Source organism: Pseudarthrobacter oxydans (assembly GCF_030812335.1).
Taxonomy (GTDB): Bacteria; Actinomycetota; Actinomycetes; order Actinomycetales; family Micrococcaceae; genus Arthrobacter; species Arthrobacter oxydans_B.
In genome coordinates this window covers 1-11,845 of sequence record NZ_JAUSSN010000005.1, presented here as the reverse complement: position 1 = coordinate 11,845, position 11,845 = coordinate 1, and the positions used below count along the sequence as shown (strand labels likewise).

Here is an 11,845-nt window from a genome sequence, read left to right as displayed (position 1 = left end):
AGAGTTTCAGCTATGCCCGCCTCCCTGCCGCCAGGTCTCCCGATCATTCCGGACAACCCGGACGACGGCGGGAACGGCGACGGCGGGAACGGCCACGGCCACGTGCCGTTCCCGATGTCCGAGACCGACTTCGAGGCCGCGGTGAGCGACGCCCTGGACCGGATCCCGCCGGACCTCGCCAAGACCATGAACAACGTGGCCATCTTCATCGAGGACGACTACATCCCCCAGCCCGGCGAGGATCCGGACACCGTGCTGCTGGGCCTCTACGAGGGCGTGCCCCTGACCGAACGGGACTCGTGGTGGGACGCCGGCTCGCTGCCGGACCGCATCACGATCTACCGCCAGCCGATCCTGGACATCTGCGAAACACGCGAGGACGTCATCCACGAGGTGACGGTCACCGTGGTCCACGAGATCGCACACCACTTCGGCATCAGCGACGATCGCCTGCATGAGCTCGGCTGGGGCTAGCCTTGTAGGCATGGGACACGACCACAGCCACTCACACGGCCTTACCGGCACGGCCAAGCACCGGAAGCGCCTGGTCGCCGTCCTGGCCATCACCCTCGCCGTCGTCCTGATCCAGATCGTCGGCGCGCTGATTTCCGGCTCCCTGGCCCTGCTGGCCGACGCCGGGCACATGCTGTCCGACGCGGCCGGGGTCTTCATCGCCCTGCTGGCCGCCTGGATCGCCGCCCGGCCGGCGAGCGAGCAGCGCACCTACGGCTACCAGCGCGCCGAGGTGCTGGCCGCCCTGGCCAACGCCCTGGTCCTGATTGTGATCTCGGTGGTCATCTTCACGGAGGCGATCCGCCGGCTTGGCTCCGCCCCCGAGGTGCAGACCGACGTCATGCTTGCCGCGGCCGTCCTCGGCGCCGTCGCCAACCTCGTGTCCCTGCTGATCCTGCGCCGCGCCCAGAAGGAGAGCCTCAACGTCCGCGGCGCCTACCTTGAGGTCCTGGGCGACCTGCTCGGCTCCTTCGCCGTCATCGCCGCCGCCGTCGTCATCATGGTCACGGGCTTCCAGACGGCGGACACCATCGCCTCGATCGTCATCGCGCTGATGATCCTGCCGCGGGCCTGGCACCTGCTCCGCGACGTGGTGGACGTGCTGCTCGAGGCAACCCCCAAGGGCGTGGAAGTGCAGATGATCCGCGAGCACATCCTTGCCGTGGAGGGTGTGGTGTCCGTGCACGACATCCACATCTGGACCATCACCTCCGGCGTGCCCGTGTTTTCCGCCCACGTGGTGGTGGAGGATTCGGCCCTCGGCGCCCGCGGCGCCGACCAGATCCTGGACAAGCTTGTCAGCTGCCTGGGCTCGCACTTCGACACCGAACACTGCACTTTCCAGCTGGAACCGGTCTCCCACGCGGAGCACGAATCCCACCAGCACGCCTGAGCCCGGCCCCGCATTACTGGCCGGAGGCCCCTGTCAGGAGAGCACGTCTTTGGTGACGAACCGGCCGTAGGCGAGCGCGCCGAACACGGCGACGTAGCCGCCCTGCAGCAGTGCATTGGTGAGGAAGGAATCCCACGCAATGGGCTGGCGAAGCAGGTCGGCGAAGTCCAGCCAGTAGTGGCTGAACAGCCACGGGTGCAGCCATTCCAGCTGCGGCAGCGCGTCGAGGACCTGCGAGACCACCGCGAGCACCACCGTGGACGCCATCGCGCCCACGGGGACGTCCGTGAGTGTGGACATAAAGAGCCCGATCGCCGACAGCCCCGTCAGCGACACGGCAAGATAGGCGGCAATCAGCAGCAGCCGCTGCAGCGCCTCCGCGGCCCCGATCGAATCCCCGGAGAGCAGCGTGACCGGCCCCACGGGGAAGAGCGCCGCACCGATGCCGGCCCCGACCAGCGCCACCACGAGCGGCGCAGCGACGGCGAAGGCCACGGCCCCGGCGTATTTCACGAGCAGCAGCCGGATCCGGCCCGCGGGCGCCACCAGCAGGTACCGCAGCGTCCCCAGTCCGGCCTCGCCGGCCACGGTATCGCCGGCCACCACCCCCACGGTCAGCGGCAGAAACAGCGGGACGGAAACCAGCATGGCGGTCACGCCCACGAACAAGCCGTTCTGCGTAATGCGGTCCAGGAACGCCGGTCCCCGGCCCGGCGGCACGGCGGAGGACAGCCGCACTGCCACGGCGATCAGGATCGGAATGGCCGCCAGGGCGCACAGCATGGCCCAGGTCCGGCGGCGGCGGAAAAGCACCCCAAGCTCGGACGCGAGCAGACCGCGGCCCCACTGCCCCCGCTGCGTGGTCGCGGATTCTTTACTGGACAACGTCAAAGCCCTCCCCCGTCAGCGCCACGAAGCGGTCCTCCAGGCTGACCTGCTCGGTGGCGAAGCCCCGGACCCGGACGCCGGCGGCCACCAGGGCGGCCACCACGGCCTCGGGTGCCACGGCTCCGTTCCCTGCCGCCTCGGGGAGCGGCGCGTAGAGCACCTCGGCGCCGCCGTACGCTGCGCTGCCGGAACCTGTGGCCGCGCTCAGGCCCAGCCGGGCCAGCACGTCGGCCGCGGTCCCTGCGTCGGGCGTCAGGACCCGGATCCGTGCCTGCCCGCCCTGGCGCAGTTCCTCCAGGGTTCCCTGCGCCACCAGCCGGCCCGCGCTCATGATGGCGGCGTGGGTGCAGATCTGCTCCACCTCGGCCAGCAGGTGGCTGGAGACAAATACGGTGGCGCCGTCGGCCGCGAGCGAGCGGACCAGGCTGCGGACTTCCCGCGTGCCCTGCGGATCCAGCCCGTTTGTGGGTTCGTCCAGAATCAACAGGTCCCGGGGGGCGAGCAGGGCATTGGCGATGCCGAGCCTCTGCTTCATGCCCAGCGAATAGGCGCGGACCTTTTTGTCAGCGGCATGCGTCAGCCCCACCCGGTCCAGCGCCGACTGGACCCGCGCCTTCCGCGTGGCCGCGGGAACATGCGGGTCGGCGGCGTCGAACCGGTGCAGGTTGGCCGCGCCGGAGAGGAAAGGATAGAAAGCCGGTCCCTCGACCAAAGCACCCACGCGGGGCAGCACACCGTGCAGTTGCCGCGGCATTTCCTCGCCGAGGAGCCGGACGGAGCCACCCGTGGGTGCGGCGAGACCGAGCATGAGCCGGATCGTGGTGGTCTTTCCCGAGCCGTTGGGACCCAGGAAGCCGAAGACGGACCCCTTGGGCACGGCCAGGTCAACGCTGTCGACCGCCAGCTGGTGGCCGAAGCGCTTGCTGAGACCGGTCGTCTCGATGCTCAGTTCCGTCGCCGGCGCGGCGGCGGTCACGCGGCGGACACCGGGCGGTTCACCGAGTGGTTCCGCGGGTGGTTCACCGCGGCGTCGCGGCGGCCTGCAGCCGCTCCAACGGCACGGAACCGGCGAGGATGCGCCCGTCGTCGAGGATCAGCACATTCAGCAGCGACGTCGAGACGAGCCGTCCGCCCGGGACGGCAACTGCGGCCTGCTCCAGCAGGGCGGCTGCGCCGGACCCGGTTCCCTCCGGGTCGGAGGTTCCAGGCCGCAGCGGGTTGGCGGTCGCAGGGTCCGGGGTTCCGTCCTGTAGCTGTGCCTGGCCCGGCAGCGCCACGGCCCCGGCCGGGAATTCGAGCACCGAGGCCCAGCCCGTGCCGGTGACGGTCGGCCGCTTCGCAGCCTTCGCCGCGTCGGCGTCCGACGGCGGCACGGCGGCGGCGGCCTTGTGGTCCGGCACCGGAATTTCCTCCACGGCGGCCCCGGGCGGCGGGGTGAAGTTGAAGATGGCGGCATCCGGGGCCTCAAGCGTGAGGCTCGTGTAGGCGACGCTGAAAGCCGGCTCGGCCTGTCCCCGCGCCTTCACTTCGACGCCAAGCGGAAGTCCGCTGTCGCCGTCGACCGCGATGGCGACGGATTCCACCAGGGTGGCCTCCGACGTCGGGGTCAGCTGGAGATTGTAGGCTGCCCGTCCGGCGACCTGGACATCCGCTCCGACGGTCACGTCGGTGCTCGCGTCGAGTTTGGCGAGCAGTTTGTCGGCCAGCTCCTCGGGGGTGGCTACGGTTCCTGGATGCGATTCGTGGCGGCCGTCAGCATCGGCGGGAAGCTGGGCGTGGGCGGCAGTGTTGTCCTTGGAGTTGTAGAACCAGAGCTCATCACCGTTCCGGACCGCGTTCCGTTCCGCCATCCGGTCCATGACCTGCACCCGGGCCTTCTCCGGCCCGTCCCGGTAGACGCGGGCGGTGTGCGGTCCGGTCAGCAGTTCCAGCCAGGCGGTCTCCGGGGACCCGGCACCGGCCTTCGGAAGTGCCGGCAGGCCCATCTCGGAGGTTTGTTCCAGCGTCCCGGACAGGGATTTCTCGCCGTGCTGGGCGACCATCAGCAGCACCTGCTGCGGGGTTTTCTCCGGCAGCGGGTCTCCGGCGCTCGCGGGAAGGGATCCGGACAGGACACCGGCCGCGATCACGGCGGGCACCACGGCGGCGGGCATCCAACGCAGCCATTTGCGCGTCATCGTGACCGCGCTCCAACCTTGCAGTTCATGATTCAACACTACGCCCGGGATTGTCCCGTTTCACCCTTCCCCGGCGGATTGGTCCGGGCGGTCCTGTCTGACGGTGCCGGCGGCGCCGTCGACCGTGACGCTGTGCCCGGTGACGATCAGCGAGGTGGCGTCCGGAACCCCGACCACTGCCGGGATCCCGTACTCGCGGGCGACGACGGCGCCGTGCGAGTTGGGGCCGCCCATTTCCATCACCAGTCCGCCGGCGGTCAGGAACAGCGGCGTCCAGCCCGGGTCCGTGGACGGCGCCACGAGGATCTCGCCCGGCTCCAGGTGCGCGCCCTGCGGCTCCAGGATGACGCGGGCTGGGGCGGTGACCGTGCCCGCCGACGCCGGAGTTCCCGTCAGCAGGCCCGCGGGTCCGGCCTCCGCCCCGGCGGCGCCGGCCTGCAGCGCCTCAGGTTCCGTTCCGTCCGAGAGCAGTACCCGCGGGATGTGCCGGCGGCCCAGTTCCTGGGCATACGCTGCGCGGCGCTGCGCCACGACGTCGTGCAGTTCCCTTCCCGCGAGGCCTTCGCGGACCTCGGGCAGGTCCAGGAAGAAGACGTCGTCCGCTGCAGTGATGCTGCCGGCGGCCGCGAGTTCGGCCCCGATGGCCTGGAGCTGCCCGCGCACCGCGGCCAGGGCCTCGACGATGTGGTACTTCGGCAGTTCCCGCAACCCGGCAAACATCCTGGTGCGTTTCAGCGCCGCCCGGACCAGCGCTGCTCGCAGCCTGCCCCGTTCCCCCGCGGCGGCGGTAAGCCGCTCCACCTGGGTCTCGGCGTCACGTGCCGCTTTGCTGAACAGCCGGTCCGGGGCCTGGCCGGGGTCGTCCAGCCGCAGGTAGTTGGCCAGGACGCCGAGGATATGGGCCGGGTCGTCGGACCAGCGCGGCATCCCGAGGTCTATTTCCGCCACGGCGCGGTGCCCGTAGCGGCCCAGGAAGCCGGCGAGCCCGGACTGCATGACGGCGGGCAGTTCGCGGGCCCGGTAGCGGCGGACCAGCTCCGGCACCCCTGTTTCATCGAACACAGCACCCTCAAACATCGCGGCGGATCCGGCGTCGGCCCGGATGGCTGAGGCGAGCTGCCAGAGTGCCAGGTCCATTTCGGTGGTCACGTTGTTGGGAAGTCCGCGCAGCACCGGCTGCAGTGCTCCCGGGCCGGCCGCGGGTCCCAGCAGCCGGCCGGCGGCCGCCAGGAGCGCAAAGCCCAGGGCGGGCAGCGGCAGGATGTTGGGCACCACCGGAAAGAGCTCCTGCCCGAGGATGCGTTCCACGTGGTCCAGCCGCTGCACCGGGGTGGACCCGGCCGGCACGACGAGGGCGGCCCTGAACCGTTCGCCGAACCGTTCCGCCCGGCGCAGCGCGGCCTCGGGCCGGAACAGGGCGCGGAGCAACGTCTCCGGGACCCTGGCCCGCGCCGCCACCGGGCCGACGTGCCGCAGCACCCGCCAGGGGGACCTGCTGGTGACGGACCAGCGGGGATCTGCGAACAGCCGCCGCAGCACGGCCGCGGAGCGGGCCTCCATGATGTCGAACACGCGCGGCACGATGGCCCGTCCCACGGCGCTGCGCACCACCGGGGTCAGATCGAAGAAGAGGCGCTGGCCGGCCTGGACGTAGGGCGCCGGCCCGTCGTGCGGGACGGGGACATCGAACCCCGCGGCCCGTGCCACGGACGAGGCAATCAGCCGGAAGCCGGCCAGCCCCATCGAGGTCAGCGGGCGGGTCAGGCCCTGGGCCAGGCTGAAGCACAGGTAGACGCGTGTCCCGTCCCGGCCGGGCCGCGGCTCCGGCAGCGGGTAGAGGGTGGTGATGGGCCGCGACTGTGTCAGCCATGCGGCTCCGCTGCCGTCAATGGCCCATTCGAGGTCCTGCGGCGCGCCAAAGTGCACCTCCGCGCGCCGTCCAAGGCGCTCCAGCGCCAGGAGCTGGGCTTCGTCCAGGCAGGGCTGGGACCCGGAACCGGTCTGCTCGATCCGTTCGGTTCCGCCGCCCGGCCGTGGCCGGATGGCCATCCGTTTGCTCCCGGTCCGGCGCTCGAGGATCCGCCGCGTGGCGCTGTCGACAACGAAGTGGTCCGGGTTGACCGCCCCGGACACCACGGCCTCGCCCAGCCCGGGGCTGGCGTCGATGACCGCCTCATGCCGCCGTCCGGTCACCGGATTCGCGGTAAACAGGACACCGGCCACGGCCGCGTCCACCATCTGCTGGACCACGACGGCGAGCGACACCGCTGCGGGGCTGATCCCGTGGGTGGCGCGGTAGCTCACGGCGCGGTCCGTCCAGAGCGACGCCCAGCACTGCCGGACGGCGGCCAGGACCGCGTCGGCGCCCACGACGTTCAGGAAGGTATCCTGCTGGCCGGCGAAGCTGGCGAACGGCAGGTCCTCGGCGGTCGCGGAGGACCGCACCGCCACGGGCGCGTCCGGTCCCAGTGCCGTGTAGGCAGCCCGGACGGCCTCGGCAACGTCAGCGGGGATGTCAGCGGCCAGGACCAGGGCCCGGGCGGCGGCGGCGAGCCGGGCGAGCCCCGGAAGGTCCTCCGGGGCGGTCTCGGCCAGTCCGGCGTGGATGTTCTCGAGCCCGGCGGGCGCCGTGGCCCGCCGGTAGGCCTGCGTGGTCAGGCAGAAACCGGCCGGAACCGGCAGCCCGGCCCGCCGCAGCTCACCGAGGTTGGCCGCCTTGCCGCCGACGTCGGGCAGCAGCTCCGCGCCGGCCAGTTCCAGTGCGAGCACCAGCTGCTTCACCTGCCGGCCCTCCCTTCAGCGAGGAAGCCTTCCGTCCCGGCCGGGTCCGGGCCCGTCCCGGGGCCGGACTTGTCAGGGCTATGAATCGCCGAGGATGGGTCCGAAATTCACCCGGTCCGCCAGCCGGGGATCGTCCCGGTCCGGGACCACCATGACGGGGCCCTTGGCGTGGTGCAGGATCCCGTCCGAGGTGGACCCGAGCAGCATCCCGGCGAAGCCGCCGCGTCCGCGGGTGCCGACGACCACCAGTTCCACATGCCGGCTGGCCTCGACGAGGATGTCCACCGGCGAGCCATCAACGAGCTGCGTCTCCACTGTGAGGCGGGGAAAATGGCTCCTGATCCAGGCACTGCCGGCCTCAAGCTGGGCCCTGATGTCAGCGAAAAGCGCGTCACGGTCCATCGGCGCGGGAACCCAGGCCAGCGAACCGCTGTACTGCGGGACGGCGCACACCACCCGCAGCGGTGCCGAGAGCCGCTCGGCCTGCGTTGCTGCCTCCAACACCGCCACGCGGGCCTGCTCGGAGCCGTCGACCCCCACCACCACCACGTTTTCGACGGGGACGTGACCGGACTTCGCCCGCTCCGCGAGGACATGCTTGTCGTCGGTGGTCTCGCCCAGGCGGTCGGCGCAGATCAGGGGCACGGTGACCGTGGGGCATTTGGAATGCGCGGGGAGGGCGCTGCTGACGGATCCCAGCAGCCGGCCGACGAAACCGCCCCGGCCCCGGGTGCCGAAGACCAGCAGCTCGGCGGTTTCGGACATCTCCAGCAGGACGCCGGAGGCATCGCCGTTCTCGACGGAGGCGTCGACGTCGATCAGGTACCCGGCCACCTTGTTCACGGCCTGCTTCAGGATGGCCTCAGCGCCTTCGCGGATCACCGAATCATCAACGGTGGCATAACCGCCGTCGAGCCCTGAGGCCGCGAAGATCGGAACGGAATAGGCGGTCACGATGTGCAGCGGACGATTGCGGCGCTCGGCTTCGCGGGCGGCCCAGACCAGGGCGCACTTGCTGTGGTCTGAACCGTCGACGCCGACCACGATCCCCCGGGGAGCCGCAGACCCGCCGGGGGTATCCCCTGCCGGATCCGGATGAACCTGTTCTCGGCCCATGGGGTCCGCCTCCTCGCGATTCTTGCCTGATGTTGCGGCTATTCTGCCAGACGTGTCCGCGTGCAGCGTCCACCGGCGACGCGCCCGAAGAATCCGCGGGCTAGAACCCCTGGTCTTTCCAACTATTCTCGGTTTTCGGGGAACTAGCAAGCGCGCTGCCGGGCCTCCGAACCGGCGATCGTCACGCAGGTTTTGCCCAGTGTTTACAGGGCTGCCGGCGGCCCCGGAGGGCGCGGGAAAAAGCCCTCGGCGCCGCCCGAAAAGCCCGGAAATTCCCGGATGAGCCAATGTGGCGGCTGCTCTATCCAAGGCCGGAAATGTTAGGTAGTCTTCGAGGCGTTGCTGAACCGAGACTCGTGTTTCAGAACGCGAATCCTGCTGCTGTTGCGGTGAGAGGCGCGTTCGGGCGGGCAGCGGACAGCGTCCGGGGCATCGGCCCCGCGACTGGCACCATTCGAGGAGGGACCCTGCAGTGTCGACCATGCCCATGTCCGGTGGTATCGAACGGACCGCAGCCGTCGTGATCGGCACCGGCCTGTCGGGGCTGGCGGTTGCCAGCGAGCTGCAGCGACGCGGCGTGGACTCCATCATTGTGGACGGGCTCGATCTGCTGGGCGCCGGGCATCCGGCCAACACCTCCTCCCTGCAGCGCTGCGACGCGGCCGACGCCGCCAGCCTCCGGGAGCGCAACGAGATCCTCCGGCACCTGCGGAACTACGCCGCCAGCCACAAGCTGGATGTCCGGAACAACATCCGGGCCCTGCAGCTGGACCACGTCGACGCCGGCGTCACCGGCCCGGCCCAGCAGTGGGCTGTGCGCACGCCCGGCGGCGTCCTCCTGGCGGACCACCTCGTCCTGACGCGCTGCGCCCACAGCCAGCTGCGCCGGATGCTCTCCGAGCTCGGCATGACCGCGGGGCAAAACCTGATGGCGGCCATGCACGCCGTCGGGATGTACCTGGTGGGCGTGGGCGAACTCATCACACCGACGCCGAAGGAAGTGCTGCGCCAGGCGAAGGTCGTGGGCCAGGCGATCTCCGCCAAGGTCCACCCCGACGGCTTTCCCGCCGCCCTCACGGGCTACTACGATCTCGCCTCGCCGGCCTAGCCGCAGCTCGCCGCCCGGAGTTATGCGGTGTCGGGGTTAGGTGGTGACTGAGTTAGCCGGGGAAACGGCGCTGCGTCTGATCAGCTTTTCGTGTCGCTGCCGGAGTCCGGCTTGAGCCGGCTCTTGGCCATCAGGCCCAGGACCACCAGGATGCCGATGGCCGTTCCGACAAAGATCACAATGCTCCAGGGGAACGGCTCGGCGGAACTGACCGGCTGCGATGGCGCCGGCGTGGTGCCCGGCTGGGCGGTTCCCATCGTGGGGACTGCGGCGGCCGCCGTCGAGCCCGCCGCTCCGGTTGTGGCCGTGAACGTGAAGCTGCCTTCGATCGGGTGTGAATCCGAGCTGACGACGCGCCAGACCACCGTGTAGGCCCCGGCCGGGGCGCCGGCCTTGAGCTTCTGCGAGGCGACGTTGTCCACGATCTCGACGGCGCCGTCGGACCAGTTGGTGCCGGCGGCATCGTTCACGAGGATCTGCGACCCCAGCGCCAGCGGATTCTTGTTGAAGGTGACCGAGACCTGCTCCGGCGGCGCCGCCACCGTGGCCCCGGAGGCCGGGCTGGTGGATTCGGCGGCATCGTGGGCCGAGGCCGGGGCAAGCGCGCCGAGCAGGGCGGCGGCGAGGATCAGGGCGCCCAGGAGGGCACTTGAAAGCTGGCGGATGAGGCGCATGGAAAAGCTGCTCCTAGTGTTGGCTTCCTTACAGACTAGGCGAAATCGCGGGGTCGGCCCTCGGGCGCCAAATAGGATTAGGGCAATACACATCACTCCCGGAGGACTAATGCAAGATCTAATGCTCAAGCAGGGCTCTGCACTCGACCGGTACTTCAAGATCTCCGAGCGCGGGTCGAACTTGTCGCGGGAGATCCGGGGAGGCTTCGCCACGTTCTTCGCCATGAGCTACATCGTGGTGCTGAACCCGCTGATCCTCTCCGGTCCCGATTCCTCCGGCGCCACCCTCGGCTTCCCTGCCGTCGCCGCCGTCACCGCCTTTGTGGCCGGCATCCTGACCATCCTGATGGGCGCGTGGGCCAAGCACCCCTTCGCGCTGGCAACGGGTCTGGGCGTCAACGCCTTCGTCGCCGTCACGGTGGCCACCAACCCCGGCCTGACCTGGCCGGACATGATGGGCCTCGTTATGCTCTCGGGCATCACTATGCTGATCCTGGTCCTCACCGGCTTCCGGACCGCGGTCTTCAAGGCGGTCCCGGAAGGGCTGAAGACCGCCATCGTGGTGGGCATCGGCCTGTTCATCGCCCTGATCGGCCTGGTCAACGCCGGCTTCGTGCGCCGCATCCCCGATGTTGCCGGCACCACCGTGCCGGTCGGCCTGGGCTTCGACGGCAAGCTGCTGGGCTGGCCCACGCTGGTCTTCGTCTTCGGCCTGATCCTGACCATCGCCCTCGTGGTCCGCAAGGTCAAGGGCGCGATCCTGATCGGCATCGTTGCCTCGACGATCCTGTCCGTGATCCTGGAATTCACGCTGCATATCGGCCCCAGCTTCGACGGCACGACCTACAACCCGCAGGGCTGGTCCCTCGTGGCGCCGGCGTTCTCGGAATGGGCGGCCCCGGACCTGTCGCTGATCGGGCAGGCCAACCCGTTCGGCGCCTTTGAGCACCTCGGCTTTGTCGCCGCGACCCTGCTGGCGTTCGTGATCCTGCTCAGCATCTTCTTCGATGCCATGGGCACCATGGTGGGCCTGGCCACGGAGGCCGGCAGCATCGACAAGGACGGCAACATCCCCAACGTGGACCGCGTGCTGCAGGTGGACGCGCTCGGCGCGATCATCGGCGGCGGCGCTTCGGTCTCCTCGAACCAGATCTACGTCGAATCCGGCGCCGGCATCGGCGAAGGCGCCCGGACCGGCCTGGCCTCGGTCGTCACCGGCCTGCTGTTCCTCGTGGCCATGTTCTTCACCCCGCTGATCAACCTCGTGCCGTTCGAGGCCGTCGCCCCGGCGCTGGTCATCGTCGGCTTCATGATGGTCTCCCAGGTCGGCAAGATCGACTGGCAGGACCTGGGCATCGCGATCCCGGCCTTCCTGACCTTCACGCTGATGCCGTTCACCTACTCGATCGCCAACGGCCTGGGTGCCGGCTTCATCACCTTCGTCCTGATCCGCACCTTCCAGGGCCGCGCACGCGAGGTGCACCCGCTCATGTGGGCTGTGGCCGCGGCGTTCCTGCTGTTCTTCGCCATCGGCCCGATCGAGGCCGCGCTGGGGATGCACTAGGCACCTTCCGCTCCCCCTCCGCCGGGGGGGGGGGGGGGGGGCGCCGGAATTTAAGAGAAATAAGGGGGGGGGGGGCGGTGGGGGGGGGGGGTGGTGGGGGTTGGGGGGGTGGTGGTGGTGGTGGACCTCCCC

The 11,845-nt window shown here is 70.2% G+C and carries 10 protein-coding genes; 4 read left to right on the top strand and 6 right to left on the bottom strand.

Annotated features, from left to right (window positions below; genetic code table 11):
- The first annotated feature begins 12 nt into the window (after positions 1 to 12).
- Together J2W14_RS09585 and J2W14_RS09580 are read left to right on the top strand one after the other, a co-directional pair.
- Entirely contained in the window at positions 13 to 474 is a 462-nt protein-coding gene (locus J2W14_RS09585) for a metallopeptidase family protein (RefSeq protein ID WP_307461656.1), read from the top strand.
- 10 nt (positions 475 to 484) lie between these two features.
- A complete protein-coding gene (locus J2W14_RS09580; protein WP_307461653.1) occupies positions 485 to 1,405 on the top strand; it encodes a cation diffusion facilitator family transporter in 921 nt (306 codons plus the stop codon).
- 33 nt (positions 1,406 to 1,438) lie between these two features.
- On the opposite strand, the gene J2W14_RS09575 is transcribed toward J2W14_RS09580, so the two are convergent.
- From J2W14_RS09575 to J2W14_RS09555, 5 genes are all read right to left on the bottom strand, one after another.
- Positions 1,439 to 2,296 carry an ABC transporter permease gene (locus J2W14_RS09575; RefSeq protein ID WP_307461650.1) on the bottom strand — a complete coding sequence of 286 codons (858 nt, stop codon included), beginning with the start codon at positions 2,294 to 2,296 and terminating at the stop codon, positions 1,439 to 1,441.
- A complete protein-coding gene (locus tag J2W14_RS09570) occupies positions 2,280 to 3,269 on the bottom strand; it encodes an ABC transporter ATP-binding protein (RefSeq protein ID WP_307461648.1) in 990 nt (329 codons plus the stop codon). Before J2W14_RS09570 ends, J2W14_RS09575 begins: the two co-directional genes overlap by 17 nt.
- Positions 3,270 to 3,312: 43 nt before the next feature.
- Positions 3,313 to 4,470: a LolA family protein gene (locus J2W14_RS09565; RefSeq protein ID WP_307461645.1), complete on the bottom strand. Its 1,158-nt coding sequence runs from the start codon at positions 4,468 to 4,470 to the stop codon at positions 3,313 to 3,315.
- A gap of 60 nt (positions 4,471 to 4,530) precedes the next feature.
- Positions 4,531 to 7,251, bottom strand: a complete 2,721-nt coding sequence (locus J2W14_RS09560; RefSeq protein WP_307461642.1) for a PEP/pyruvate-binding domain-containing protein — start codon at positions 7,249 to 7,251, stop codon at positions 4,531 to 4,533.
- A 78-nt stretch (positions 7,252 to 7,329) separates the two neighbouring features.
- The gene (locus tag J2W14_RS09555; protein ID WP_307461639.1) at positions 7,330 to 8,367 is read right to left on the bottom strand and encodes a universal stress protein; all 1,038 of its coding nucleotides are present in this window, start codon (positions 8,365 to 8,367) and stop codon (positions 7,330 to 7,332) included.
- 481 nt (positions 8,368 to 8,848) lie between these two features.
- On the opposite strand from J2W14_RS09555, the gene J2W14_RS09550 reads away from it, so the two are divergent.
- Positions 8,849 to 9,475 carry an FAD-binding protein gene (locus J2W14_RS09550; protein WP_307462354.1) on the top strand — a complete coding sequence of 209 codons (627 nt, stop codon included), beginning with the start codon at positions 8,849 to 8,851 and terminating at the stop codon, positions 9,473 to 9,475.
- An 80-nt stretch (positions 9,476 to 9,555) separates the two neighbouring features.
- Here the strand turns inward: J2W14_RS09550 and J2W14_RS09545 are convergent, their stop codons facing one another.
- Positions 9,556 to 10,149 carry a copper resistance CopC family protein gene (locus J2W14_RS09545; protein WP_307461637.1) on the bottom strand — a complete coding sequence of 198 codons (594 nt, stop codon included), beginning with the start codon at positions 10,147 to 10,149 and terminating at the stop codon, positions 9,556 to 9,558.
- Between the two features lie 121 nt (positions 10,150 to 10,270).
- Between J2W14_RS09545 and J2W14_RS09540 the strand changes: the two genes are divergently transcribed.
- Entirely contained in the window at positions 10,271 to 11,713 is a 1,443-nt protein-coding gene (locus tag J2W14_RS09540) for an NCS2 family permease (protein WP_307462352.1), read from the top strand.
- Positions 11,714 to 11,845 lie beyond the last annotated feature (132 nt).